We start from the raw sequence: 24,163 nt of genomic DNA on the forward strand, positions 1-24,163 counted from the left end.
GAATTCGTGGCAACGACGCCGCGATGACGAAGACGAAGCGCTCCATTCATGTCGTCACATCGCGATGCTCACGCCCAGGCGCAGCGTGCGCGGCGCCCCCGGGAACAGGTAGACGTGGCTGAACTGGTAGGGCGATTCCTTCCAGTAGCGGCGGTCGAACAGGTTGTCGACGGCCAGCGTCCAGCTCGTGGCCATGCCGGCCAGCTTCGTGTCGTAGCGCAGCACCGCATCCAGGCGCGTCCACGACGGCAGACGGATGGAGCCGTCGGGCAGCACGTTGCGGCGGCCTTCGTACGACAGCTGTCCCGCGAGTTCGAGGCCCGGCACCGACGCGAAGCGGTAGGCGGCCTGCGCGCGCAGCACCTGCTTGGGTACGTTGGTGGGCGCCTGTCCGTTGAGCTCGGGCGCGGCCGTGCTGCCGCGCCGCTTGGCGTCGATGAGCGCCAGGCTGCCGCCCAGGCGCCAGGGGCCGCCGGCCCATTGCGCGCCGGCCTCGAGGCCGCGGTGCACCGCGCGGCCGTCGTTGCGCACCGTGCAGGACGCGCCGCACAGGTCGAGGTTGGTCATCGGGCGGGAGATGTCGAACCACGCGAGCTGCCAGTTGAACGCCGCGTCGCCGCCCTTCAGGCCCAGTTCCCACTGGCGCGATTGCAGCGCGGGCACCGCCTCGCCCGCGTTCGCGTACTGCGAGCTCTTGTTCGGCACGACCTGCGATTCGACGCCCTTGCCCCAGCTCGCATAGGCGAGCAGCCCGGGCTGGATCGTGTAGCTGGCCGCGATCCACGGCGTGGTGATGCTGTCGCTGTAGCCGGTGGGGCGCGAGCCGTCGGTGCGGATGCTGTCGCGCGACAGCCGCGTGTGCCGCGCGCCGATCCAGGTCGTGAAGCGGTCGTTCCAGCGGATCGCGTCCTGCACCGACAGCTCGGTCGAGCGCTCGTTGCGGTTGGTGTTCGCGTCGGTCAGGCGCGGGTCGGCCGGCGTCATCGCGGTGGCCCAGATGTTGCCGGTGCCGACGTAGTTATAGGCCTGGTCCTGGAAGCGGTTGCGTACGCGACTTTGCAGCAGGCCGAAGCCCAGCTCGTGGCGCACGCTGCCCGTCATCACGTTGCCCTTGAGGTTGAGGCTGCCCGCGGTCTGCGTGCGGCGCTCGTTCTCGCTGCGGAAGTCGTACACGTCGAAGGTGCCGTCGGAACAGTAGCGGTCGTAGTTGCCTTCGGCGCCGCAGCCGAAGGCATAGGCCAGCCGGTCGTCGGTCTTCAGGCGCTGCTGGCCGATCTGCGCGCTCCAGCGCCAGTCGGCATTCAGTGCCTGGCTGAAGCGCACCGTGCCGGTCAGCGCCTTGAACACCGAGGGTTGCGACCACGGCTGGTTGTTGAGGTTGATGCGCGGATCGACCGGCCGGGGCAGCGTGTTGCCCAGCAGGCTGTAGCCGTTCTGGCTCGGCTGCTGCTTGTGGCTTTGCTCCACCTCGAACTCGAGCACCGAGTCGCGTGTGATGCGCCAGTCGGCCGCGAGTGAGAAGAGGCGGCGGCTGCCGTCCAGGTTGTGCGTGAGCGGTTTGAGCTTTTCGCCGGCCACGTTGAGCCGGTAGCCGAACTGACGGTTCTCGCCGAAGCGCCCACCGACGTCGAGCGCGCTCAGCACGCTGCCGCGGCTGGTGGTTTCGAGGCGGATGGTGCGCAGGTCCTGCTCGGTCGGGCGCTTGACGACGTAGTTGACGAGCCCGCCCGGCGCGCTGGTACCGGCCTGGATGCCGCTGGTGCCGCGCAGGATCTCGATGCGCTCCTTGTTGTCCAGCGGGATCGCCGTCTCGGCGCTGATCGGCAGGCCTTCGCGACGGTAGTTGAAGCGGTTGTCGAGCACGAAGCCGCGCACCGTGAGGTAGTCCCAGTAGCCGGCGGAGTTGTAGGCGTCGGTGACCGAGGCGTCGAACTGCGTCAGGTCGGCGAGGCGGCGTGCGCCGCTGCTGCGCAGTTGCTGGCTGTCGATGATGGTGGCCGACAGCGGCAACTCGCGCAGCGGCACATCGCCGAAGCCGCTGATTTCGGCCTGCGGCGCGGCGGCGCCGTCGTTGACGGTGACCTCGGGCAAGGCCTGCGACTGCGATTGCGCATGCGCGCCGCAAGTGCCGAAAGCGAGGAGGGCGGCGGCAAGCGCGCGCGAAAGCGGGGAGTGCGAGAAAAGTCGAGCGTTCATTCTGTGCGTTCAGGGGAGCCGGGGGCGGCGTGCATTGCCGTCATCCATTGCGCGGCCGTGGCCTCGGGGTCGTCGGCGGCCACCAGCGCGCGCACCACGGCGACCGAGCCGACGCCAGTGGCGAGCACCTCGGGCAGCCGCACGGCATCGACGCCGCCGATGCCCACCTGCGGGTAGCCGCGCAGCAGCCGCGCGTAGGCCGCGAGCCGCGCCACGCCCTGCGGCGCGGTCGCCATCTTCTTGAGCGTGGTCGGGTAGATGGCGCCCATCGCGATGTAGCTCGGGCTCACCGCATCGGCGCGCACCATCTCGGCGTAGCCATGGGTGCTCACGCCGAGCCGCAGGCCCGAGGCGCGCAGTTGTTGAAGATCATCGGGCGACAGCGCGTCGAGGTCTTCCTGTCCGAGGTGGATGCCGTAGGCGCCCGCTGCGATGGCGACCTGCCAGTGGTCGTTGATGAACAGCAGCGCACCGGTGCCGCGCACGGCTTCGACGGCGGCCTGCACTTCGCGCGCGACGGCCTCGGCGTCGTCCGACTTGAAGCGCAGCTGCACCGTCGGCACGCCGGCGCGCGCCATGCGGCCGACCCATGCCGCATCGGGCAGCACGGCGTAGAGGCCGAGCCGTTCGGGGCAGGGCGGGAAGGCGTTGGCGCGCGCGGCGGGCGGAAACGGGCCCATGCCGAAGTCGACCGGCGCATCGGGCCATGCCGAGGCGTCGAACTGGCTGAGCCGTTCGGTCTGCGCACGCCACGCATGGGCGAGGCATTCGGCATCGATCTCGATGAAGCCGAGTGCGGTGCAGGCCTGCTTCGCGCCGCGGTAGACGGCGTCGTCCGACGAAAAGCGCGGCGCGCCGCTCACAGCCGTGGACGTTGCCGCGCCGAAGCGCAGGCCGTGGGCCGCGACGATGGCTTGCGCCACGGCGCGGGCGTTGGGGGTGTCGATGGGGTTCATGGTGCGTGGTGCCAGAAGGGCGTGCCGAGCACGGGCGTGCTGGGCTGTGCGGCGTTCTGCGCGGCCATCGCGCCGGCGCGGTAGGCGGCGCGGCCGGCCTGCACCGCATCGGCGAACGCGCCGGCCATGGCGACGGGTTCCTGTGCGAGCGCGACGGCGGTGTTGAGCAGCACGCCGTCGTAGCCCCACTCCATCACCTGGCACGCATGCGAGGGCAGGCCGAGGCCCGCGTCGACCAGCATCGGCACCTGCAGCCGCTCGCGCAGCAGGCGCAGCGCATACGGGTTGACCGGTCCGCGCCCCGTGCCGATGGGTGCGGCCCAGGGCATCACGGCCTGGCAGCCGACATCGACGAGGCGCTGGCACAGCACGAGGTCTTCGGTGCAGTACGGCAGCACATGAAAGCCATCGCGGATCAGCTGCGACGCTGCATCGACGAGGTTCAGCGTGTCGGGCTGCAGCGTGTAGTCGTCGCCGATGAGCTCGAGCTTGATCCACGGCGTGTCGAACAGCTCGCGCGCCATCTGCGCGGTGGCGATCACTTCCTGCACGCTGTGGCAGCCGGCGGTGTTGGGCAGCACCGGCACGGCCAGCTTGCGCAGCAGCTCCCAGAAGCCGTTGCCGAGGTCGCTGTTGCCGGAGCCCTGGCTGGCGGTCTGGCGACGCAGCGAGGCCGTCAGCATCGCGGGTTGGGCGCGCTGTACGGCGGCTTCGAGCACGTCGGGCGAGGGGTAGCGCGCGGTGCCCAGCAGCAGGCGGCTGTGGAAGGTCTGGCCGTAGAGGACCAGGGGATCGGGGTTGGTCATGGTTGTCGTCTCCATCGTCTTGTCTCTGGTGCGTTCGTTCAGCCGCCGGTCACCGGGCGGATCACCTCGACGCGGTCGTCGGCGTGCAGCGGGTGCGTGGCATAGGCCGAGCGCGGCACGAACTCGCGGTTCACCGCCACCGCGAAAGGCGGCACGGCCTGCAGCACGGCCAGCGCGTCGGCGAGCAGCGCGCCCTCGGGCAGTGTGCAGGGCTTGTCGTTGATCAGGATGTTCATCGTCGAAGTCGTTGTTCTCGTCATGCGTCGGGCACGTCCATGCCGAAGCCGCGAGCGAGCGTGGCGCGGCCGTGCGCCAGCAGTTCCATCGCCGCGTCGAGCAGGGCGGGCGCGATCATGAAACCGTGGCGGTACAGGCCGTTGATCTGCAGCACGCGCGGCTGAGGCTGGCGAATGGCAGGAAGGTTGTCGGGCAGCGTGGGCCGGCATTGCGTCGCGATCTCGACGATGCGCGCCTCGGCAAAACCGCTGTGCACCGCATAGGCCGCGCTCAGCAGCTCGAGCGTGGAGCGCACGCTGGCGGGCGACAGGTCGTCCGACTCGATCTCGGTCGCGCCGATCACGAACAGGTGGTCAGGCTTGGGCGCGATGTACAGCGGGTAGCGCGGATGCACGAGGCGCGTGGGCCGCTTCAGCGTGACCTCGAGCGCATGCACGCGGATCACCTCGCCGCGCACGCCGCGCAGCGCATTCCATTGCGGCTTGGCACCGAGGCCGCGGCAGTCGATCACCCAGTCGGGCTGGCCCGCCGTGCCGGGCGAAAAGTCGGAAGGCGCGCGTGGCGACTGCCAGTGCAGCGTCACGCGCGCATCGGCTTCGAGCGTGGCGCGCAGCGACGCCAGCAGTGCGCGGTTGTCGAGCTGGCCTTCGCCCGGCAGGTACAGGCCGCGCGCGAAGCGCGTGCCCAGCGAGGGCTCCAGCGCGGCGATGGCGGCGGGGGTGTCGAGCGCCTGCATCGGTGCCAGCTCGGGCACTTGCGCACCGGTGCGCGCCAGCACGCCCGCGAGCCGCGTGGCCTCGGCGGCGTCCTGGCGGTGCCACAGCACCAGCGTGCCTTCGCGCTGGAAGAACACGGGCTGCGCCAGCGGCGCCAACAGCTCGGGCCAGCGCGACAGCGCGTGCTGGCCCATGCGCACGACCGACACCGGCGCCACGGCCGATTCGGCCAGCGGCGCGAGCATGGCCGCGGCCACGCGCGCGGCGGCGCCTTCGGCCTCGGGGCTGCCGGCTTCGTACAGGTCGATGCGGCAGCCAGCGCGTGCCAGCTCGACCGCGAGCAGGCGGCCCATCAGGCCCGCGCCGAGGATCGCCGCCGAGCAGAAAGGCAGGGGATGCGGTGCGCTCATGCGGCACCTCCGTCGGCTCGCCGATAATTTTCGACATGACCCAAGCATCCACCCAGCGCTACGCACGCGTGCTCTCCATCGCCGGCTCGGACAGCGGCGGCGGCGCCGGCATCCAGGCCGACCTCAAGACCTTCGCGGCGCTCGGCTGCTACGGCATGACGGCCATCACCGCGCTCACCGCGCAGAACACGGTGGGCGTCTCGGGCATCCACGGCGTGCCGCCCGACTTCCTGAAGGCGCAGATCCAGGCCGTGGTGGAAGACATCGGCGTCGACGCCGTCAAGCTCGGCATGCTGCATGCACCCGAGGTGGTCGAGGTGGTGGCCTGGGCCATCGACCGCTACCAGCTGAAGAACGTGGTGCTCGACCCCGTGATGATCGCCACCAGCGGCGACCGCCTGATCGCAGCCGAGACGGTGCAGGTGCTGGTGCGCGAGCTGTTCCCGCGCGCCGTGGTGGTCACGCCCAACCTCGACGAAGCCGCCTTGCTGGTCGGCCACGCCATCGGCGGCATCGACGCGCTCGACGGCGCGGCCGATGAACTGCTCGCGCTCGGCGCGAAGGCCGTGTTGCTCAAGGGCGGCCACCTGCCGGGCGACGAAGTGGTCGATGTGCTGCTGGAGCGCAGCGGCGCGCGCAAGCGGCTCGCGTCGCAACGCATCGCCAGCCGCAACCTGCACGGCACCGGCTGCACGCTCTCGTCGGCCATCGCCGCGCACCTGGCACTGGGCCTGGCGCTGCCCGAGGCGGTCGAGCGCGCACGCACGTACATCCTCGGCGCGATGCGCGCCGGTGCGGATGTGTTGGTCGGCGCGGGCCACGGTCCGCTCAACCACGGCTTTGCGCCAGTGCCGACCCACCGCTTGCCGCTGTCGGCCGGCTGAGCCAGGCCAGCACGAAGGTCGCCGCCAGCGTCGGCAGCGCCGAGCCGAACTGCGGCGCCCACTTGGCCAGCGCGTGGTAGGCCGCGATGCCCGCGAGCCAGATCAGCGCTGCGCCCCAGTCGATGGTGCGCGTGCCGCTCGCCGACACGGTGTGGCCGCTGCCCAGCCGCCCCAGGATCACGCCGTACAGCGGAACGAACACCGAACTCAGCAGCAGCAGGAAGGGTTCGAGCGTGTGCATCGGCAGCACCAGCGCCAGGCCGATGCACAGCACCGCCAGCAGCAGGCCCCAGCGCTTCACGCTCCAGCGCGGCAGCAGGCTGTGCGTGGACACCGAGCCCGAGTACACGTCGCCATAGGCGTTGTCGAGTTCGTCGATGAGGATCAGGCCCAGCGCCACCAGCCCGCCCTGCGCCAGCAGCAGCGCCGTGACGAGGCTGGTGCCCGGCTCGGCCACGCTCACCACCATCACGCCCAGCGCGTAGCACCAGATGTTGGCGAGCGCGTAGCCGATCCAGGTGCCGCTGAACGCGCTGCCCAGGCCGCCCCCCGTGCTGCGCTTGCCGTGGCGTGCGTAGTCGGCCACCAGCGGCAGCCACGACACCGGCATCGCAATCACCAGGTCGAGCGCGCTGAACATGCCCATGCTGCCGTTGCCCGGCCGCGCCCAGAAGGCGTCCAGGCCCTTGGCGTGAAGCTGCGTGGCGAACTGCCAGCTGAGCCACAGCAGCGACAGCACCACCAGCGGCAGGCCGAAGCGGCTCACGAAGCGGCGCACCAGCTTCACCATCGAGCCGGCCAGCAGCGCCAGCAGCACCGCACCCCACAGCAGCGTCGTCAGCACGCCACCCCAGGCCGTGCCCAGCGCGGCGCCGAAGGCCTGTTGCCCGATGGCCTGCGTGCCTTCTCGCATGATCACGAGTTCGAAGGTGGTCCAGCCCACCAGCTGCACGATGTTGAGCAGCACCGGCAGCCGCGCGAAGGCGCTGCCGTAGGTGGCGTGCATCAGTCCGGCGCTGGCCAGCCCGGTTTCGCAGCCCAGCCGCGCCGTCCAGGCCAGCAGCCCGGCGCCGAGCAGCGAGCCCAGCACGATCGCCAGCGCCGCGTCGCGCGTGCCCACGGCCGGCACCAGGTAGGCGCCGATCTGCATTACCAGCAGCCCGACGCCGAGGCTGAACCACAGCGAGGCGTGGTCGTGCCAGCCGAAGACGCGCCGGGCGGCGGGCAGGGGCGTGAGCGCTTCGTTGCCGGACGAAGCGGAACTGTCGTTGTCGTTGTGTGCCATCCGTTTGCTCCAGTGCAAAAGGTTTGGCAGGTGGGCGAGGCTCCAGTGGCGTGGCCGTCGCGCGAGACAACGCGACAGGCCACCGGACCAGCTTCCCTGCGCGAGGATTACCTCAGTCAGGTTCAAAGGGACTTTCTCAGCCACACCGGTCGAAACCGGCGCAGCACCCCTAGCGAAATGTCATTTTAGGCGCGTGTGTCGCAGACGCACCGAAAAGTTCCTGCGCACGGAAGAATCCGGCCACAGCGGGCCTTGCACCCGCCGCACCGATGGCGTGCCGGGGCCGAGGGCCTATTCCTCGTGCTTTCCCGTGCCCTCGGCGGAAAAATTCTCGACCACCGATTCGAGCCACCGGCCGACGATTGCCATCTCTTCGTCGCTGAAACCCTGGGTCAGCCGTGCGTTCAACGCGCCGAGCCCGGCCTTTGCACGCTGTCCGGCAAGCCGTCCTTCCTCGGTCTGGTACAGGCGGAATGCGCGCCCGTCGTTCGGGTCTTGCGCGCGGGTCAGGTAGCCGGCTTTTTCGAGCCGGGCGGCAAGGCCGGACATGGCCGGTGCACCGATGTTCAGTGCCTGCGCGACTTCTCCCGTCAGGGCGCCATCGTTGGTCGACAGGAAAAACATCGTGCCGGCCTGGGCTGCCGACAGCGCGGGCAGGGCGTCGCCGCGGGTTTCTTTCCAGCGCTGCACCGCCCGCTGGGCGACGTTCAGAAGAAACACCAGCCTGTATTTTTTTTGAGCTTTCATCGGATTCCTGTGGCCTGGGCGAAGGCGCTGCAGGTTACATCTTATCCGTATTTATTTCGCACGCGAAGCATATACTTCGTATGCGAATTAAATGCCATCCATCTCGCACGGTGCGAGAGGGCAACCAGGAGAACCTATGACCGAATACGTGACCGTCGAATCCACCCAGGGTGTCCTGACCCTCACGCTGGCCAGGCCGGAGAAGATGAACGCACTGACCAATGCGATGTATGGCCGTCTGGCCGATGCCATCGCAGGCGCCGAGAGCGACCCGTCCGTCCGGGCCATCGTGATGCGAGGCGAAGGTGGCATGTTCACCTCGGGCAACGACCTGGGCGAATTTGCTGCCGTGGCTGCCGGGAAGGCCGGCAACGAAGAGCGCCATGTCGCCCGCTTCCTGCGTGCGTTGGCGAGTTCAACGCGACCGGTGATTGCGGCGGTCAACGGACGCGCAGTCGGCGTGGGGACCACCTTGCTGTTGCACTGCGACTTCGTCGTGCTGGCTGAGGATGCGCTGCTGTCCACGCCGTTCGTCAACCTGGCGCTGGTTCCCGAAGCGGCGTCGAGCCTGCTGCTGCCGGCCCGCATCGGCCACGTTCGTGCCTACGAGATGTTTGCGCTGGGCCTGCCGGTGTCCGCTGCGCAGGCCTTGGCCTGGGGCATCGCGAACCGGGTCGTGCCTGTGTCGGACCTGCACGGCGAGGCGCAGAAGGTTGCCGAGCTGCTCGCCAGCCGTGCCGCGGGCTCGTTGAAGCTGACGAAGGGCCTGATGAAGCAGGGCGCGGCCGTTGCAGCCCAGATGGACCTCGAAGGCGCGCAGTTCGTGGAGCGCCTCCAGAGTCCCGAAGCGCGCGAAGCCTTCACGGCGTTCGCCGAGAAGCGGGCCCCTGACTTCTCAAAGACTGCGGCGTAGCGGCAAGCGGGCCGGTCATCGTCCAGATGTCGGCCGACCCGTGATGCGCCGGTCCGCGGGCCCACGGCCCGGGTGAGAATCTCCGCCACGAGGGCGCCTTCGAATGCCCTGGAGGCTCCCCGCACATGACAGACGACCGCAAGCACCCGGAACCACCGGCCTCATCGCCCGCACCCCACGCGCGGCTGCGGCGCTTCCGGGTCGACGTCGGCACCATCATCTGCGCGGTCGCGCTGCTGCAGTCGCTGCTGCTGGTGGCCTTCGGCTACTGGGGGGCGGAGAAGCTGGTGTCGAAGGTGGGCGAGTCGGCGCACAAGGTCAACCACGACCGGGTCGAGGACAACATCCTCGCCTTCCTGGCCAAGACCGAGGGCCTGGTGCGCGCCATCGCCCACACGCCCGACCTGCACCCGGCGGGCCACGACGGCGAGCAGACTGCCGAGCTGCTCTGGGCCGCGCTGGAACAGACACCCGAAATCGACAGCATCGGCGTGGGCAGCGACGACGGCCATTTCTTGATGGCCATGCGTCACCCCGTGTCGGTGGTGCGGCAGGTGCTGCGCGAGAAAGACTTCAGCACCGAGACCTGGGAGTACAAGTCGCCGCCCGACAGCGACGGCGACGAAGACCCGCGGCGGCGCTATGAGACGACGCGCATCGAGGCCTTTCGCAGCGAGGACGACCCGGTGCACCAGGACTGGTTCACGCAGGCCGAGAAGGCGCAGCGCGCCGTGTGGACCGCGCCCTTCGTGCTGCCCTCGATGAAGGAACTTGGCGTGAGCCATGCGCGGCCGAGCCGGCGGCAGGACGAGGAGGGCGTCACGCAGACGATCGTGGCGGTCGCCAGCGTGTCGCTGGGGCATCTCTCCAACCTCGTGCGCCTGTTCGGTGGCACGGGCCACGGCCACAGCGCGCTGTTGAGTGCCGACCACCACGTGATCGCGCGCAGCGACCACCCGCATTCCGTGCGCGTGCTCGAAGACCCGGACGAGGGCGTGCTCGGTGCGCTGCACACCCACATGCTGGCCAACGGCAGCCGCGGCTGGACCGAGGACATGGCCTTTGCGCTCGTGCACGAGGGCACCCACTACCAGGTGCAGACCTCGCGCATTCCGGCCACCGACTGGCATCTGGTCAGCTGGGAGCCCGAAGAGGCGTTGCTGGGCGCGCTGCATCGCAATGTGCTGTGGTCGCTGCTGCTGGTGCTGGCGTTCCTGGCGATCGCGCTCTTCATTTCGCTGCGCCTGTCGAAGCTGGTGACCGCGCCGATCGAAAGCCTCTCGCGCACGGCGCGGCGCATCGGGCGGCTGGAGCTCGACGACCTGCCGCGCGAGTCGAGCCGCGTGCTCGAGATCCAGCACCTGAACCAGGCGCTGGACGAATCCGCGCGCAGCCTGCAGGCCTTTCGCAAGTTCGTGCCGGTGGACGTGATCCGCCAGCTCATCGCCGAAGGGCATGCACTCGAGCCCAACGGGTCGCCGCGCCGCATCACCGCGATGTTCACCGACGTGGAAGGATTCACGGCCATCGCGGAATCGATGCCGGCCGACGTGCTGATGCGGCAGCTGACCGACTACTTCAACCTCGCGACCCGCGTGTTCGCGCGCCACGGCGGCGTGATCGACAAGTTCATGGGCGACGGCATCATGGTGTTGTGGGGCGCGCCCACCGACCTGCCCGACGCGGAGTACCGCGCGTGCGTGGCCTCGCTCGAACTGCACGCCGAGATGACCGAGCTCAACCGCCGCTGGCAGGCCGAGGGCCTGCAGCCCTTTCGCACGCGCATCGGCATGCACACCGGCATCGTGATCGCCGGGGTGCTCGGCTCGAGCGACCGGCTGTCGTACACCGCGCTGGGCGACGTGATCAACGCGGCCAGCCGCATCGAGGGCACCAACAAGCAGCTGGGCACGCGCACGCTGATGTCCGAAGCGACCTTCGAAGGGCTGGGCGGGCGTCTGGCCACGCGGCGCATCGAGGAGCAGATCGAGCTGCGCGGGCGGCAGACGCGGATGGTGCTCTACGAGCTGCTAGAGGTCGAGCACCAGCCTCGGTGAGCGGGCCCGCGAGCAGCAAGGCAGGAAGCAGTCGTTGGCCGCCTGCTCGGCGGGCGTCAGGTAGAGGTCGTGGTGCGCGACTTCGCCTGCGAGCACCCGCGTGAGGCAGGTGCCGCAGACGCCCTGCGCGCACGAGACCGGGATCTCGATGCCCTCGGCGGCGAGCGCGTCCAGCACGGTCATCGTCGCGGGGATGCGGACAACGCGGCGCGAGCGGTGCAGTTCGACCTCGAAGCTGCCTTGTCCATCGGCCGGCGGTGCGGCGCCGGAGAACGACTCGAAGTGCACCTGCGCGTCCGTCCAATGCAGGGCGCGTGCGGTCGTGCGCACGGCCTCGAGGAAGCCCGAGGGGCCGCAGACATAGACGTGTCGGCCCGGCGCCGGACGGCCGAGGGTGGCGGCGAGGTCGATGTGCTGCGCGGGCGGGCCGTCGTCGTGGTGAAAGAACACCTTGTCCGCGAACGTGCTGTCTTCGAGCCGCCGCCGGTAGGGCGCGCGCGCCGCCGAGCGGCTGCAGCAGTGCAACGCGAAGTCGGCCCCCAGCGTGGCCAGCCGCTGGGCCATCGACAGCAGCGGCGTCACGCCGATGCCGCCGGCCAGCAGCAGGCTGTGCGTTGCGCTTTCGTCGAGCGCGAAGAGGTTGCGCGGCGGGCCGATCTGCAGCACCGAGCCTTCATGGACGGCGTCGTGCATCGCCCGCGAGCCGCCGCGCGAGGCGGCGTCGCGCAGCACGCCGATCTCGTAGTGCCCCTCGCCGTCAGGGGCCGATGCGTTGCACAGCGAATACTGGCGCACCAGCCCGCCTGGCAATGAGACGTCGATGTGCGCGCCCGGCGTGAAGGCCGGCAAGCGCTCGCCATCGACGGGTACCAGCCTGAAGCCGGCCACGCCTTCGGCCTCGACCGTCTTGCGTGCCACCCGCACCGCGATGCCTGCGCCGCTCGACACGCCATTCATTCCTTGGGCACGAGGAAGTTGCCGGCCTCGAACTGCACCGGCGGCGCCGCGGGGTCGAAGCTCACGCCGGCCGGGTCGCGGCCTTCGCGCAGTGCGTCGAGCTGCCGTTGCAGCAGCCGGCGCAGCATCACGATGCCGCGATCGGACGAGGCCAGGTGCTCTTCCGAATGCGCCGTGATGGCGCCCTGGCTCACCTGCGCCTCGTAGTCGCCGGGGAAGGCGCGGTGCTCGGCCTCGCTCAGCTCTTCCCACAGCTTGCCGTTCAGGCGCGAGCGCACGCGGGCGAGATCGCCGGGGTTTTTCACCCGGCCCACGGTGTAGATGCGAAAGCTGTGGTCGTCGATCGGCAGCACCCAGCCGATCGACTCGACGCGCCCGTAGGCGGCCACGCGCGGGTTGGGCACCACACGCAGCGTCGGCAGCACGGGGCCGGCCACGCGGCGGAAGGTGCTGCCGTCTTCGAGCGTGCGGATCGAGGTGATCGTCACGCCGGTCTCGGTGCTTTCGAAGCTCACGTCGGGCATCTGGCCCATGAGCGCCACGAACTGCGTGCCGCTGAAGCTGCCGTGCAGCACGGGCACGTGGAAGGGGTCGGCCACGTTCTCGTAGTGCTGCAGCCAGTTGCACGGAATGACCTGCGGCCCGCCGCCGCCGATGCTGTTGCCGTCGGCTTCCAGGGTCTCGCCGTCGTCCATGGTTTCGAGGCAGTCGTAGCGTGGCAGCACGGGCTTCTTCTCGGCCGGGCCAAGGTACGCCCAGACCAGGCCGTATTGCTCCTGCACCGGGTACCAGGGCTGGCGCACGCGGCCGCGGCTGCGCGCGCCGCCATCGGGTTCGCAGGGCTGGTCGACGCAGTGGCCCTGCACGTCGAACATCCAGCCGTGGTAGCAGCAGCGGATGCCTTCTTCTTCCACGCGCCCGTAGTAGAGCGACGCTCCGCGGTGCGCGCAGCGCCAGTGCACGAGGCCCGCGCGGCCTTTCTTGTCGCGGAACAGGATGAGGTCTTCGCCCAGCACGCGCACCTGGCGCGGCGTGTCGGTGGCGTCGGCGGCCAGGCCGATGGGGTGCCAGTAGCGGCGCAGCAGCTCGCCCATGGGCGTGCCGGCACCGACCTCGGTCAGCTCGGGCTTGTGGCTCGGCGCCTTGCGGCCGTAGGCGGTGCCGGTGTCGAAGGCGATGGGTTGCCACTCGGAGGTGGCGGAAGGCGGGACAACGGCGCTCATTCGGGGGTGACTCCTGCGGCCTTGATCAGGTCCGCCACGCGGGGAAAGTCGGCCTTGTAGCCGGCACGGAATTCGGCGGGCGTGCTGCCCAGCGGCTCGAAGCCGTAGCCGGCCAGCCGCTCCTGGATGTCGGGCAGCTTCGTGATCTCACGCAGCGCGAGCGACCATTCGTCGAGCACGGGCTGCGGCGTGCGGGCGGGCGCGTACACGCCGATCCAGCTGTCGAGGTCGAAGCCAGCGAAGCCTTGCTCGGTGAAGGTCGGCACGTTGGGCATCGAGCGCACGCGCTGGCGGCCCGTGATGCCCAGCACCTTGATGCGCCCAGCCTGGGCGAGTCCGCGCGCCGTCGCGGGGTTGGCCCAGGCCACGCCCAGTGCCTCGCCGAACATGTCGTTGTGCGCGGCGGCTTCGGCCTTGTAAGGCACATGCACCAGGTCGATGCCGTTCTGGCGTGCCAGCAGTTCGCCGAACAGGTGCGCGTTGGAGCCGTTGCCCCAGGTGCCGTACGAAACGCCGGGGTGCGCCTTGGCGTAGGCCACGAACTCGCGCACGGTGGAGAAGGGCGCCGAGGCGCGGGCGACCAGCATCGGGCCGCCTGTGGCCAGCTGCGACAGCGGCTCGAAGTCTTTCACCGGGTCGTAGGGCAGCTTGGGCTGCAGCACCACGTTGTTGATGTGCGTGAGCGGCAGCGTGAGCAGCACGGTGTAGCCGTCGGGCGCGGCCTTGGCGACGGCGTCGGCAGCGATGGTGCCGCTGGCGCCGGGACGGGCCTCGACGATCACCGGCTGGTTCCAGCGCGCCTTGAGCTTCTCGGCATAGACGCGGGCGATGGCGTCCATCGGTCCGCCGGGCGAGCCGAAGGGCACGATGCGCACCACGCGGTTGGGAAAGGGCGCGGGTTGCGCGAAGGCGGGGCCGGCGGCGAGGGCCGCGATGCCGGCACCGAGCACACCGAGCGCATGGCGGCGCGTGGTGCATTTCTTGTCCGCCGCATGTGCTTCGGGCGGCGAGGGTCTGAACCGATTCATCGTGTCTCCAGTCGTGTTGTACTTGTGCGCTGGACGATACGGACAGCCTGCCCCGCGGGCAATTCGAAGCTTTGAATATGAGATATGGCTCAACGTGATATCCGCAGCCTCGACGTCGGCATGCTGCGGACCTTCGATGCCCTGATGCGCGAACGCAGCGTGTCGCGTGCGGCGACCCGGCTCTTCCTGAGCCAGCCGGCGGTGAGTGCCTCGCTCAACCGGCTGCGCGACACCTTCGGCGATCCGCTGTTCACGCGCACGGCGCATGGCGTGGAGCCCACGGCGCGCGCCCATGCGCTGGCCGGTCAGGTCGAGCGCGTGCTGGCCGACCTGTCCGCGATGCTGGAGCCTGGCGAGGGCTTCGAGCCGGCGTCGTCGCAGCGCATCTTCCGCATCTCAGGCAGCGACTACGCCAGCCACCTGCTGCTGCCCACGCTCGCCAACGAACTCGTGGCCTGCGGCTCGCGCATCCGCCTGCACTGGGAGACGAGCTCGTTCCTCACGCTCACCGAGCGCCTGCGCAAGGGCGACTTCGACGTGGCCGTGCTGCCGCGTCTGCAGCCGCCGAGCGATTGCGAATCGGCGCTGCTGTACGAGGACCGCTACGTGGTCGCGGTGCGGCGCGGCCATCCGACGCTCGGCGAGGCGGCCACGCTCGATGCCTTCTGCGAAGCACCGCACGTGTTCCTGGGCTACGGCAGTTCGGCGCTGGACGACCTCATCGATCAGGTGCTGGCGCGGCAAGGGCGCACGCGCAGCATGCGCGTGGCGATGACCAGCTTCGGCCAGATCGTCGACCTGCTGGCGCAGACCGACCATGTGGCCGTGCTGCCGCTGCGCGTGGCCGAGCGCTTTCGCGATCGCCTCGCGGTGCACCCGCTGCCCTTCGAGCTGCCGGGCTACCGCTCGGTCGTCTGCTGGAACCGCCGCTCGAATTCGGATGCGGGCGTGCTGTGGCTGAAAGACGCGCTGCTGCGCATCGCGCTCACTGCGCCGGCTTGAGCCTGCGCGCGAAGGCTTCCAACCCGTCGATCGTGATCTGGATGTGCCGCTCGAAGCTGCTGTCGAGCGGCACGGTGGTGCCGTTGTCCCAGCGCAGGATGAAGGCCTTGTTGGCCAGCTGCGGCAGGTGGCGCGCAAGCACGGGATGGTCGAGCGGGCGGATCGTGTGGACGCGCTCGCGCAGCTCTTCGGCCCAGGCCTGCGTGTTGTCGGCGGGCAGGGGCGAGAACTCCATCGTCAGGAAGCCCAGCATCGCGGCGATCACGCAGTTGTAGGCCTCGCGCAGCGGCTCGCCGTCGAAGCCGGCCTCGGTCAGCGCCGCCAGCACGCCTTCGACCAGTTCGGTCGGCAGGCTGCCGTTGGACACCAGCTGCGCCCCGAGCAGCTGCGCCACGTTCGGGTGCTGCCGCACCGCGGCGCGGCAGCGGTGGAACAGTTCGGCGATCCAGTCCTGCCAGGCGAGCGTGCCCTTGGGCGGTGTGACCTGCGCCATGACCGTGGCGGCGACTTCGGCTAGCAGGGCCTCGCGGGTGCTGACATGCCAGTGCACGGTGGCCGGGTACACGCCGAGTTGCGCCGCGATCTCTCGCATGCTGAAGGCGCCGAGGCCGAACGCGTCGATGTGCGCCAGCGCGGCTTCGGCGATGCGCTGCTTCGACAACGCCGCACCGCCGGCGGGGCGGCCGGCCGTTCGGGGGCGAGGCTCGGGGGCTTTTTTCTTCATGGATGGGGCCATTGTGCAGCGGGTGAATTGATTGTATAAATATTATTAATTGAGCATTGATCAATTAAACGGGCCGAGCGCTCCCGGCACGTTCCACTCTCAAAGGATGTCTCCCATGACGACCGCCATCGATCAGGCCCTGGCTGAGGCCCATCAACGCTTCACCGACGGCAACCCCGAAAGCCTGCGCCGCTTCGAGGCACAGACGCGCTACATGCCCGGCGCCAACAGCCGATCGGTGCTGTTCTATGCACCGTTCCCGCTCACCATCGCCAAGGGCGAGGGTGCGACGCTCTGGGACGCGGACGGCCACCGCTACACCGATTTCATCGCCGAGTACACGGCCGGCGTCTACGGCCATTCGGCGCCCGAGATTCGCGAGGCGGTCATCGAGGCGATGCAGGGCGGCATCAACCTCACGGGCCACAACCTGCTCGAAGGCCGGCTCGCACAGACGATCTGCGAGCGCTTTCCGCAGGTCGAGCAGCTGCGCTTCACCAACTCGGGCACCGAGGCGAACCTGATGGCGCTCACGGCCGCGCTGCGCTTCACGGGGCGGCGCAAGATCGTCGTGTTCTCGGGCGGGTACCACGGCGGCGTGCTCGGTTTCGGCGACCAGCCGTCGCCGACGACCGTGCCCTTCGACTTCCTCGTGTTGCCCTACAACGACGCGGACACGGCGCGCGCGCAGATCGACGCGCACGGCGCGGACATCGCCGCCATCCTGGTCGAGCCGATGCAGGGCGCGAGCGGCTGCATTCCGGGGCGGCGCGACTTCCTGCAGGCACTGCGCGACGGGGCCACGCGGGTCGGTGCGCTGCTGGTCTTCGACGAGGTGATGACCTCGCGGCTCGGGCCGCACGGGCTGGCGAACGGGCTGGGCATTCGAGCCGACCTGACGACGCTGGGCAAGTACATCGGTGGCGGCATGTCCTTCGGCGCCTTCGGCGGGCGGGCGGACGTGATGGCGCAGTTCGACCCGCGCACCGGAGCGCTCGCGCATTCGGGCACCTTCAACAACAACGTGATGACGATGGCGGCCGGCTACGCGGGCCTCACGCAGCTGTTCACGCCCGAGGCGGCGGCAGCATTGGCCGAGCGCGGCGAGGCGATGCGGTCACGGCTCAACGCACTCTGCGAACGCGAAGGCGTCGCGATGCAGTTCACCGGCGTGGGCTCGCTCATGAATGCGCATTTCCTGCGGAGCGAGGTGCGGCGTGTGGCCGACTTGGCGGCGGTGGACGGGCGCTTGCGGCAGCTGCTGTTCTTCCACCTGTTGAGCCAGGGGATCTACACCTCGCCGCGTGGATTCGTCGTGCTCTCGCTGCCGTTGAAGGCGGATGACATCGACCGCTACGTTGCTGCCGTGGGCAGCTTCATCGACGCCTACCGGTCGCTGCTCAGCGCGGGGTAGTGCCGGTCACGCCCAGCAGCTCGTGCAGCCGCGTGCTGGTGGTCGTGTACTGCAGCGGGATCGCCTTGCCGGGAAACACCCGCGCCGCGGCGCCCCAGGCCGCCAGCGTGGCCTCGTGGAAGCCGCAGACGATGAGCTTCTTCTTGCCCGGGTAGGTGTTGATGTCGCCCACCGCGAACACGCCGGGCTCGCGGGTTTCGTACTTCTCGGTGTCGACTGGCACCTGCTTGCGCTCCAGCTCGAGGCCCCAGTCGGCGATGGGGCCCAGGCGCGGCGAAATGCCCAGGCAGGCGACCAGCGCGTCGAGCGGCAGGTCGACCGTGGTGGCATCAGGCGTGGTGATCTGCAGCTGCCGGCCATCGAAGGCGCTCGGCTGGCCGACCCGGAAGGCCAGCTTGCCGTCGGCCACGAGGGCGCGCATGGCGGCCACGTTCGCCTCGTCGGCCTGGAAGCCGTCGCGGCGGTGGACCAGCGTCACCTGCCTGGCCAGGGCCGTGAGGGCGATGGCGGTTTCGAGCGCGATGTCGTCGCCACCGTTGACCACGACCGTCTGGCCGGCGAAGCGGTCGAGCGAATCGGGGTGATAAAACAGCGTCGAGCCTTCGAACTGAGCGATCCCGTCGACGGCGATGCGCTTGGGCACGAAGGCGCCGACACCCGCCGCGATGAACACGGTCTTCGCAAGGAAGGCGGTGCCGGCCGAGGTGGTCAGCAGCAGGCGGTCGTCGGCCTGGCGGGCCAGGGTAGAAACCTGCTCGCCGAAGTGGAATTGCGGCTTGAACGGCGCCACCTGCTGCAACAGCGACTGCGCCAGATCGCGCCCGCTGGTGACCGGGGTGCCGGGAATGTCGTAGATCGGCTTGTGGCCGTACAACGCCACGCACTGGCCGCCCGCGGCGGGCAGCGCATCGACGATGTGGCAGGAAATCTCGAGCAGGCCCAACTGGAAGGCCTGGAACAGGCCGACCGGACCGGCGCCGATGATCAGCGCGTCGGTCTCGATCGGTGCGGGCGCCTGGCTCAGCGCACCAGCTCCGAGATCTTGCCCGTCTTGTCCTTCCACTCCTCGGCTTCGGGCAGGGCGGGCTTGCGCTTGGTGATGCTCTTCCAGCCGTCGGCCAGGGCCAGCTCGGCGTTCAGCTTGATGAAGGCGATCTGGTCGGCCGGCAGGTCTTCCTCTGCATAGATCGCATTGACCGGGCATTCGGGGATGCAGACGGCGCAGTCGATGCATTCATCCGGGTCGATCACCAGCATGTTGGGACCTTCGCGGAAACAGTCGACGGGGCAAACGTCCACGCAGTCGGTGTATTTGCAACGGATGCAGGCTTCGGAGACGACGTGGGTCATTTGTCTTTTAGCGTCAGGAGAAGGGGCTGGAAAACCCTAGATTTTAGGCCTTTGCGGCGGGAGGCTGCACGAGCACGGCGGCGGAGGTGCGATGAGAGGCCGTATCGACCAGCACCAGCGACCCCAGCGCACGCGATTGGGCGAAGGGCAGGACGGCCAGCGGCTGCTGCAGCGCGAGCACCACATCGCCGATGGAATTGGCCTCCAGCTGGGTCGCCGGCTCGGATTCGAGGGTCGTGATGTTCACGCGATCGACGATGCGCGCCACCTTGGCCTTGACCCAGCGGTGGCCCTGCAGCGCCCAGTACACGCGGCCCGCGACCAGCGGCTCGTCGTCGAGCCAGGCCACGGTGGCGGTGATCTCGCGCACGGGCTCGAAGGCCTCGGGCGCCAGCAGCCAGTCGCCGCGCGACACGTCGAGTTCGCGGTCGAGCACGATGCCGGCGCTGTGGCCCGCATGCACGGTCTTCGGCTGGCGCGTGTGGCTCAGCACCTGCGCCACGGTGGCGGTCTGGTTGCTGGGCAGCACCGTGACGCGCTGGCCGGGCTCCACGTGGCCCGAGGCGACGCGGCCCCAGAACACGCGACGGCCCTGCGAGGTGTCGGCCGAGGCCGAGAACTTCTCGACCCACTGCACCGGGAAGGCGAAGGGCACGGCTTCGTCCTGCGCGGTCACGGGCAGGTCTTCGAGCAGCTCGAGCAGGCTCGGGCCTTCGTAGCCGACCCAGTCGGCATGGCGCGTGGCCACGTTCCAGCCCTTGAGGGCCGAGATCGGCACGATGGCCGCGACCTTCACGCCGGCCGCTTCGGCGAAGGCGTTCAGCGCGGTCGAGATGCGCTCGAAGGCGAGGGCGGCGTCGTCGATGGCGTCGAGCTTGTTGACCGCGAACACGATCGACTGCACGCGCAGCAGGTGGGCCAGCAGCGTGTGGCGGCGCGTCTGCGGCAGCAGCTCGCGCTTGACCACGGTGCCGTCTTCGACTTCGGCGGCCCAGGCCAGCTTGGTGGCATCGACCAGCACGACGGCCGCGTCGGCGGCCGAGACGGCCGTGACCATGTTGCGGGTGTACTGCTCGTGACCCGGCGCGTCGCCGATGATGAACTTGCGCTTGGCGGTCGAGAAGTAGCGGTACGCCACGTCGATCGTGATGCCCTGCTCGCGCTCTGCCGAGAGGCCGTCGGTCAGCAGGGCCAGGTCGGTCTCGCCGCCGCGCTGCACGCCGGCCAGCTGGTCTTGCAGCACGGTCTTGCTGTCAACCAGCAGGCGGCCGATGAGCGTGCTCTTGCCGTCATCGACCGAGCCGCAGGTGATGAAGCGCAGGGCGGTGCCGGTGTCGCCGTGGACGTCGGACGTGGCGGGGGTTGCGATCGTTGCGCTCATCAGAAGTAACCGTCTTTCTTGCGTTTTTCCATCGAAGCTTCGGACGTCATGTCGTCCATGCGCGTGGCGCCGCGCTCGCTGACGTCGACCGACAGCGTCTCCAGCACCACGTCGCCCGCGCCTGCGGCCAGGCTCTCGACCGGGCAGGTGGTCGTGATGTCGCCCACGGTGCGAAAGCGCACGTCGCGCACCTGCACGGTCTCGCCGTCGCGCGGCGGCGTGAGTTCGGTCACGGGCACCAGCAGGCCGCGGCGCTCGACCACTTCACGCTTGTGCGTGTAGTAGATCGACGGCAGGCCGACGTTCTCGCGCTCGATGTATTGCCACACGTCGAGTTCGGTCCAGTTGGAGATCGGAAACACGCGGAAGTGCTCGCCCGGAGCCAGGCGCGTGTTGAACAGCGTCCACAGCTCGGGGCGCTGGTCCTTGGGCTGCCACTGGCCGAAGCTGTCGCGGTGCGAAAAGATGCGCTCCTTGGCGCGGGCCTTTTCCTCGTCGCGGCGGGCGCCGCCGATCAGCGCGTCGAAGCGGAATTCTTCGATCGCTTCGAGCAGCGTCACCGACTGGTGCGCGTTGCGCGATTCGCCGGGATGGGCCAGGCGCACGGTGCCGCGCTTCATGGAGTCTTCGACGCTGCGCACGATGAGTTCGGCGCCCAGTTCCTTCGCGCGCTGGTCGCGGTAGGCCGTCACTTCGGGGAAGTTGTGGCCCGTGTCGATCATCAGCAGCGGGTAGGGAATGCGGCCGACGCCGAAGGCTTTTTCAGCGCACTTGAGCAGCACCAGCGAGTCCTTGCCGCCCGAGAACAGCAGGGTGGGGCGCTCGAAGGCGGCGGCCACTTCGCGCAGGATGAAAATGGTTTCTTCTTCCAGCGCGTCGAGGTGCGTGTTGGACAGGTTCGCGGGTGAATGCATGGGCGGCTGCAGCAGGTCGGCTTCGGTACGGGCGTTCATCGGATGGGTCCTGGAGGCGGGGAGCGATCGTTCAGTGCGACAGATGCAAGCCGCATTCGCGGTTGTCCTCGCCCTTGGTCGGGTCCACGTAGTCGAAGTTGTTGGGCAGGCCGTTGGCTTCGCAGTATTCGTACAGGTCCTTGGACGACCAGTGCAGCAGCGGCGCGACCTTGATCAGGCCGTCCGGGTTGACGCTGACCGGGTCCATCTGCGCGCGCACGGCCGTGTCGGTGGCCCGCAGCGCGGTGAACCAGACCTTGGGCGCGGTCTCGCGCAGCGCGCGGGCAAAGGGCTCCAGCTTCACTTCTTCGGTGAAGGCGGCGTGGCGCGGATCGTCCAGCGCGGGCGTGGCGCCTTCCACCGCTTCGCGGTGCGCGCGCGAGCGGCGCGGCAGGTAGATGTGTAGATGAAGGCCCAGGAGCTTCGTCACCTCGTCGGCAAAACGGTAGGTGGCCTCGGTGTTGTAGCCGTTGTCCATCCAGACCACCGGCACGTCCCGCTTGGCGCGCGTGACCATATGCAGGATCACGGCCTCGAAGGGGCGGAAGTTGGTGGTGATGATCGCGGGCTGACCCAGGCCGACGGCCCAGTCCACCAGGCCCTCGGCGTTGCGGCCGAGTTCGGTGTTGATGCGTGCGAAGTCGATGTCGGTGGCGATGCTCATGGGGCTCTCTTGTCTGCTCAGGCGCCGGCGACGAAGTGCGGCGCGGTCTTCACCGCATCGCCCTGGTAGAACGTGGCGAAGCGGTCGAACTGGCGCTGTGCGTCGGAGGCGTCCACGCCTTCCTTGAGCACGGCGCTGGAGAAGCCGGTGCGTTCCATCTGCACCAGCTGGTCGATCAGCACGTCGCCGGTGGCGCGGATGTCGCCCGTGAAGCCGAGGCGGCGGCGCAGCAGGAAGGCCTGGCTGTAGGCGCGGCCATCGGTGAACTTCGGAAAGTTCAGGTCGATGCGTTCGATGTCGGCCAGGCACACCTCGATGGCGAGCGGGTCGGCGTCGTTGGCCAGTTGCAGGACCTTCGGGTCGCCGTCGTCGATGTGTTCTTCGGCCGAAAGGATGTTCAGAGTCTTCTTCATGCTGCTTCCTCCACCTTGAATCGCGCACCGTTGGCCGCGGCCTTGAACGGGTCGTGGCCCACGCGGCGCAGGGTGTCGATGAAGGTCTCGCCGTTGGCGCGGGTGTCGCGGTACGTGGTGAGCACGGCCTCGATCACGCCCGGCACTTCGGCCGCCGAGAACGAGGGGCCGACCACCTTGCCGGCTTGCGGCGCGCCGCTGAGCGCGGAGCCGTCGGAGCCGCCGAGGGTGACCTGGTACCACTCCTTGCCGTCCTTGTCGACGCCCAGGATGCCGATGTGGCCGCTGTGGTGGTGGCCGCACGAGTTGATGCAGCCGCTGATGTGCAGGTCGATCTCGCCCAGGTCGTCGAGCTCGTCGAGGTCCTGGTAGCGCTCGGTGATGGCTTCGGCGATGGGAATGGAGCGGGCGTTGGCCAGCGCGCAGAAGTCGCCGCCGGGGCAGGCGATCATGTCGGTCAGCAGCTGCACGTTGGCGCTGGCGAAACCGGCGGCGCGGGCGGCGAGCCACAGCGCGTGCAGGTCTTCGGCGTGCACCCAGGGCAGCACCACGTTCTGGTCGTGCGTCACGCGGGCTTCGCCGGCCGAGAAGCGGTCGGCCAGTTCGGCGATGGTGTCGAGCTGGTCGCCCGAGGCGTCGCCGGGCGCCTGCTTCAGGCGCTTGAACGACAGCGTGACGGCGCGCAGCGCGGGGTTCTTGTGGGCGTCGACGTTGCGGGCGAGCCAGCGCGCGAACATCACGTCGTCGGCGGCGTGGGCGCGCAGTTCGGCATCGGTCTTCTCGGCGCTTTGCAGCACGCGGGTGGCGAGCGTCGGCGGCACGAAGGAGGCGGCCACGCGGTCGTACTCTTCCTGCGTGATGGTGTGCGGTGCGCCGTCGTGCTCGAGGATCTGCTTGTACTCGGCCTCGACGTCGTCGATGTAGCGCTGGCCCTCGGCCTTCACCAGGATCTTGATGCGCGCCTTGTAGATGTTGTCGCGGCGGCCGTAGCGGTTGTAGACACGAATCACCGCTTCGAGGTAATTCATGATCTGCTGCCACGGCAGGAACTCGCGCAGCACGGTGCCGATGATGGGCGTGCGGCCCATGCCGCCGCCCACCTGCACGCGAAAGCCGATGTCGCCCGCTTCGTTCTTCACCACGTGCAAGCCCACGTCGTGCCAGCCGGTGGCGGCGCGGTCTTCGGTGGCGCCGGTGATGGCGATCTTGAACTTGCGCGGCAGGAAGGCGAACTCGGGGTGCAGCGTGCTCCACTGGCGCATGATTTCCGCGAAGGGGCGCGGGTCGGCGATCTCGTCGACGGCGATGCCGGCGCGCTCATCGCTGGTGATGTTGCGGATGCAGTTGCCGCTGGTCTGGATGCCGTGCATGTCGACCGAAGCCAGCAGGTCCATCACGTCGGCCGACTTGGCCAGCGGAATCCAGTTGTACTGGACGTTCTGGCGCGTCGTGAAGTGGGCGTAGTGGGTGGGCAGCTTGTGGCTGCCGAGCAGGCCCTGGGTCTCGATGGCCTTGCGATAGACCTCGGCCTCGGGCTCGTCGTATTCGCGGGCGATGCGGGCCAGCACGCGCAGCTGCTTGCTCGACAGCTCGCCGTACGGCACGGCCACGCGCAGCATCGGTGCGTAGCGCTGCACGTACCAGCCGTTTTGCAGGCGCAGGGGGCGGAACTCGTCCTCGTGCAGGCGGCCCTTTTGCCAGCGCTCGAGCTGGTCTCGGAACTGGGCAGCGCGTTGGTGAACGAACTGGCGGTCGAATTCTGTGTATTGGTACATCGTGCGTATGTGTCTTGAAGAAGTGCGGTGCCGCACGTACAACGGGGCGCCCCAGCAAGAAGCCCCGGATTC

At 69.2% G+C, this 24,163-nt stretch carries 23 protein-coding genes and 1 riboswitch; of the genes, 5 read left to right on the plus strand and 18 right to left on the minus strand.

Annotation, left to right across the window (positions count from 1 at the left end):
* Window positions 1–54: 54 nt before the first annotated feature.
* Genes AC07Y4_RS03655 through AC07Y4_RS03675 form a run of 5 tightly spaced genes read right to left on the minus strand, consistent with a single transcriptional unit; the run spans window position 55 to window position 5,321 of the window.
* On the minus strand, window positions 55–2,196 hold the full coding sequence (locus AC07Y4_RS03655; protein ID WP_487846805.1) for a TonB-dependent siderophore receptor: 2,142 nt from the start codon (window positions 2,194–2,196) through the stop codon (window positions 55–57).
* Window positions 2,193–3,152, minus strand: a complete 960-nt coding sequence (thiE, locus tag AC07Y4_RS03660) for a thiamine phosphate synthase (RefSeq protein ID WP_487846806.1) — start codon at window positions 3,150–3,152, stop codon at window positions 2,193–2,195. The genes AC07Y4_RS03655 and thiE overlap by 4 nt, the downstream gene beginning before the upstream one ends.
* Entirely contained in the window at window positions 3,149–3,958 is an 810-nt protein-coding gene (locus AC07Y4_RS03665) for a thiazole synthase (RefSeq protein ID WP_487847327.1), read from the minus strand. The genes thiE and AC07Y4_RS03665 overlap by 4 nt, the downstream gene beginning before the upstream one ends.
* Before the next feature lie 38 nt (window positions 3,959–3,996).
* Complete coding sequence (gene thiS / locus AC07Y4_RS03670; RefSeq protein WP_062472460.1) at window positions 3,997–4,194, minus strand: sulfur carrier protein ThiS; 198 nt, start codon at window positions 4,192–4,194, stop codon at window positions 3,997–3,999.
* Between the two features lie 20 nt (window positions 4,195–4,214).
* On the minus strand, window positions 4,215–5,321 hold the full coding sequence (locus tag AC07Y4_RS03675) for an FAD-dependent oxidoreductase (RefSeq protein ID WP_487846807.1): 1,107 nt from the start codon (window positions 5,319–5,321) through the stop codon (window positions 4,215–4,217).
* Window positions 5,322–5,356: 35 nt separating this feature from the next.
* On the opposite strand from AC07Y4_RS03675, the gene thiD reads away from it, so the two are divergent.
* Window positions 5,357–6,205: a bifunctional hydroxymethylpyrimidine kinase/phosphomethylpyrimidine kinase gene (gene thiD / locus AC07Y4_RS03680; RefSeq protein WP_487846808.1), complete on the plus strand. Its 849-nt coding sequence runs from the start codon at window positions 5,357–5,359 to the stop codon at window positions 6,203–6,205.
* Here thiD and AC07Y4_RS03685 read toward each other — a convergent pair.
* Both AC07Y4_RS03685 and AC07Y4_RS03690 read right to left on the minus strand, forming a co-directional pair.
* Entirely contained in the window at window positions 6,150–7,490 is a 1,341-nt protein-coding gene (locus AC07Y4_RS03685; RefSeq protein ID WP_487846809.1) for a purine-cytosine permease family protein, read from the minus strand. The genes thiD and AC07Y4_RS03685 overlap by 56 nt on opposite strands.
* Window positions 7,491–7,566: 76 nt before the next feature.
* Window positions 7,567–7,671: riboswitch (TPP riboswitch) on the minus strand.
* Between the two features lie 110 nt (window positions 7,672–7,781).
* Entirely contained in the window at window positions 7,782–8,237 is a 456-nt protein-coding gene (locus AC07Y4_RS03690; protein WP_159276713.1) for a MarR family winged helix-turn-helix transcriptional regulator, read from the minus strand.
* Between the two features lie 136 nt (window positions 8,238–8,373).
* Here AC07Y4_RS03690 and AC07Y4_RS03695 point away from each other — a divergent pair, with 136 nt between their 5' ends.
* Together AC07Y4_RS03695 and AC07Y4_RS03700 are read left to right on the plus strand one after the other, a co-directional pair.
* Complete coding sequence (locus AC07Y4_RS03695; protein ID WP_062472475.1) at window positions 8,374–9,150, plus strand: enoyl-CoA hydratase; 777 nt, start codon at window positions 8,374–8,376, stop codon at window positions 9,148–9,150.
* 1,496 nt (window positions 9,151–10,646) lie between these two features.
* The gene (locus AC07Y4_RS03700; protein WP_370869525.1) at window positions 10,647–11,207 is read left to right on the plus strand and encodes an adenylate/guanylate cyclase domain-containing protein; all 561 of its coding nucleotides are present in this window, start codon (window positions 10,647–10,649) and stop codon (window positions 11,205–11,207) included.
* On the opposite strand, the gene AC07Y4_RS03705 is transcribed toward AC07Y4_RS03700, so the two are convergent.
* The 3 genes from AC07Y4_RS03705 to AC07Y4_RS03715 are packed head-to-tail and all read right to left on the minus strand — an operon-like array spanning window position 11,181 to window position 14,415.
* Window positions 11,181–12,155: a PDR/VanB family oxidoreductase gene (locus tag AC07Y4_RS03705; RefSeq protein WP_487846810.1), complete on the minus strand. Its 975-nt coding sequence runs from the start codon at window positions 12,153–12,155 to the stop codon at window positions 11,181–11,183. The two genes, AC07Y4_RS03700 and AC07Y4_RS03705, sit on opposite strands and share 27 nt — an antisense overlap.
* A gap of 5 nt (window positions 12,156–12,160) precedes the next feature.
* Window positions 12,161–13,387 carry a Rieske 2Fe-2S domain-containing protein gene (locus tag AC07Y4_RS03710; protein WP_487846811.1) on the minus strand — a complete coding sequence of 409 codons (1,227 nt, stop codon included), beginning with the start codon at window positions 13,385–13,387 and terminating at the stop codon, window positions 12,161–12,163.
* Window positions 13,384–14,415 carry a Bug family tripartite tricarboxylate transporter substrate binding protein gene (locus AC07Y4_RS03715; protein ID WP_487846812.1) on the minus strand — a complete coding sequence of 344 codons (1,032 nt, stop codon included), beginning with the start codon at window positions 14,413–14,415 and terminating at the stop codon, window positions 13,384–13,386. The genes AC07Y4_RS03710 and AC07Y4_RS03715 overlap by 4 nt, the downstream gene beginning before the upstream one ends.
* 84 nt (window positions 14,416–14,499) lie before the next feature.
* Here AC07Y4_RS03715 and AC07Y4_RS03720 point away from each other — a divergent pair, with 84 nt between their 5' ends.
* The gene (locus AC07Y4_RS03720) at window positions 14,500–15,417 is read left to right on the plus strand and encodes a LysR family transcriptional regulator (protein WP_369646872.1); all 918 of its coding nucleotides are present in this window, start codon (window positions 14,500–14,502) and stop codon (window positions 15,415–15,417) included.
* Here AC07Y4_RS03720 and AC07Y4_RS03725 read toward each other — a convergent pair.
* On the minus strand, window positions 15,401–16,141 hold the full coding sequence (locus tag AC07Y4_RS03725) for a TetR/AcrR family transcriptional regulator (RefSeq protein ID WP_390343631.1): 741 nt from the start codon (window positions 16,139–16,141) through the stop codon (window positions 15,401–15,403). The genes AC07Y4_RS03720 and AC07Y4_RS03725 overlap by 17 nt on opposite strands.
* A gap of 115 nt (window positions 16,142–16,256) precedes the next feature.
* Between AC07Y4_RS03725 and AC07Y4_RS03730 the strand changes: the two genes are divergently transcribed.
* Window positions 16,257–17,555, plus strand: coding sequence for an aspartate aminotransferase family protein (locus AC07Y4_RS03730; protein ID WP_487846813.1), 1,299 nt, complete (start codon window positions 16,257–16,259; stop codon window positions 17,553–17,555).
* On the opposite strand, the gene AC07Y4_RS03735 is transcribed toward AC07Y4_RS03730, so the two are convergent.
* The 7 genes from AC07Y4_RS03735 to AC07Y4_RS03765 are packed head-to-tail and all read right to left on the minus strand — an operon-like array spanning window position 17,542 to window position 24,091.
* Window positions 17,542–18,618, minus strand: a complete 1,077-nt coding sequence (locus AC07Y4_RS03735) for an NAD(P)/FAD-dependent oxidoreductase (RefSeq protein WP_487846814.1) — start codon at window positions 18,616–18,618, stop codon at window positions 17,542–17,544. The two genes, AC07Y4_RS03730 and AC07Y4_RS03735, sit on opposite strands and share 14 nt — an antisense overlap.
* Window positions 18,576–18,905 carry a ferredoxin FdxA gene (fdxA, locus tag AC07Y4_RS03740; protein ID WP_062472491.1) on the minus strand — a complete coding sequence of 110 codons (330 nt, stop codon included), beginning with the start codon at window positions 18,903–18,905 and terminating at the stop codon, window positions 18,576–18,578. Before fdxA ends, AC07Y4_RS03735 begins: the two co-directional genes overlap by 43 nt.
* 43 nt (window positions 18,906–18,948) lie before the next feature.
* Window positions 18,949–20,286 (minus strand): sulfate adenylyltransferase subunit 1, encoded by a 1,338-nt coding sequence (locus AC07Y4_RS03745; RefSeq protein WP_062472493.1) that lies wholly within the window; start codon window positions 20,284–20,286, stop codon window positions 18,949–18,951.
* Complete coding sequence (gene cysD / locus AC07Y4_RS03750; protein ID WP_062472495.1) at window positions 20,286–21,239, minus strand: sulfate adenylyltransferase subunit CysD; 954 nt, start codon at window positions 21,237–21,239, stop codon at window positions 20,286–20,288. Before cysD ends, AC07Y4_RS03745 begins: the two co-directional genes overlap by 1 nt.
* A 31-nt stretch (window positions 21,240–21,270) precedes the next feature.
* On the minus strand, window positions 21,271–21,903 hold the full coding sequence (locus AC07Y4_RS03755) for a phosphoadenosine phosphosulfate reductase domain-containing protein (RefSeq protein ID WP_307692959.1): 633 nt from the start codon (window positions 21,901–21,903) through the stop codon (window positions 21,271–21,273).
* Between the two features lie 17 nt (window positions 21,904–21,920).
* Complete coding sequence (locus tag AC07Y4_RS03760) at window positions 21,921–22,316, minus strand: DUF934 domain-containing protein (RefSeq protein WP_062472499.1); 396 nt, start codon at window positions 22,314–22,316, stop codon at window positions 21,921–21,923.
* Entirely contained in the window at window positions 22,313–24,091 is a 1,779-nt protein-coding gene (locus AC07Y4_RS03765; RefSeq protein ID WP_307692958.1) for a nitrite/sulfite reductase, read from the minus strand. Before AC07Y4_RS03765 ends, AC07Y4_RS03760 begins: the two co-directional genes overlap by 4 nt.
* Window positions 24,092–24,163 lie beyond the last annotated feature (72 nt).

Source organism: Variovorax sp. GW460-12-1-14-LB1, from assembly GCF_059423605.1.

Coding starts and splice junctions, on each gene's coding strand:
- fdxA (WP_062472491.1), bottom strand. CDS start 18,905: ATGACCCACGTCGTCTCCGAAGCCTGCATCCGTTGCAAATACACCGAC.
- AC07Y4_RS03700 (WP_370869525.1), top strand. CDS start 10,647: ATGTTCACCGACGTGGAAGGATTCACGGCCATCGCGGAATCGATGCCG.
- AC07Y4_RS03720 (WP_369646872.1), top strand. CDS start 14,500: ATGGCTCAACGTGATATCCGCAGCCTCGACGTCGGCATGCTGCGGACC.
- AC07Y4_RS03655 (WP_487846805.1), bottom strand. CDS start 2,196: ATGAACGCTCGACTTTTCTCGCACTCCCCGCTTTCGCGCGCGCTTGCC.
- AC07Y4_RS03695 (WP_062472475.1), top strand. CDS start 8,374: ATGACCGAATACGTGACCGTCGAATCCACCCAGGGTGTCCTGACCCTC.
- thiS (WP_062472460.1), bottom strand. CDS start 4,194: ATGAACATCCTGATCAACGACAAGCCCTGCACACTGCCCGAGGGCGCG.
- thiE (WP_487846806.1), bottom strand. CDS start 3,152: ATGAACCCCATCGACACCCCCAACGCCCGCGCCGTGGCGCAAGCCATC.
- thiD (WP_487846808.1), top strand. CDS start 5,357: ATGACCCAAGCATCCACCCAGCGCTACGCACGCGTGCTCTCCATCGCC.
- AC07Y4_RS03690 (WP_159276713.1), bottom strand. CDS start 8,237: ATGAAAGCTCAAAAAAAATACAGGCTGGTGTTTCTTCTGAACGTCGCC.
- AC07Y4_RS03745 (WP_062472493.1), bottom strand. CDS start 20,286: ATGAGCGCAACGATCGCAACCCCCGCCACGTCCGACGTCCACGGCGAC.
- AC07Y4_RS03755 (WP_307692959.1), bottom strand. CDS start 21,903: ATGAGCATCGCCACCGACATCGACTTCGCACGCATCAACACCGAACTC.
- AC07Y4_RS03715 (WP_487846812.1), bottom strand. CDS start 14,415: ATGAATCGGTTCAGACCCTCGCCGCCCGAAGCACATGCGGCGGACAAG.
- AC07Y4_RS03760 (WP_062472499.1), bottom strand. CDS start 22,316: ATGAAGAAGACTCTGAACATCCTTTCGGCCGAAGAACACATCGACGAC.
- AC07Y4_RS03730 (WP_487846813.1), top strand. CDS start 16,257: ATGACGACCGCCATCGATCAGGCCCTGGCTGAGGCCCATCAACGCTTC.
- AC07Y4_RS03765 (WP_307692958.1), bottom strand. CDS start 24,091: ATGTACCAATACACAGAATTCGACCGCCAGTTCGTTCACCAACGCGCT.
- AC07Y4_RS03675 (WP_487846807.1), bottom strand. CDS start 5,321: ATGAGCGCACCGCATCCCCTGCCTTTCTGCTCGGCGGCGATCCTCGGC.
- AC07Y4_RS03685 (WP_487846809.1), bottom strand. CDS start 7,490: ATGGCACACAACGACAACGACAGTTCCGCTTCGTCCGGCAACGAAGCG.
- cysD (WP_062472495.1), bottom strand. CDS start 21,239: ATGAACGCCCGTACCGAAGCCGACCTGCTGCAGCCGCCCATGCATTCA.
- AC07Y4_RS03725 (WP_390343631.1), bottom strand. CDS start 16,141: ATGAAGAAAAAAGCCCCCGAGCCTCGCCCCCGAACGGCCGGCCGCCCC.
- AC07Y4_RS03710 (WP_487846811.1), bottom strand. CDS start 13,387: ATGAGCGCCGTTGTCCCGCCTTCCGCCACCTCCGAGTGGCAACCCATC.
- AC07Y4_RS03665 (WP_487847327.1), bottom strand. CDS start 3,958: ATGACCAACCCCGATCCCCTGGTCCTCTACGGCCAGACCTTCCACAGC.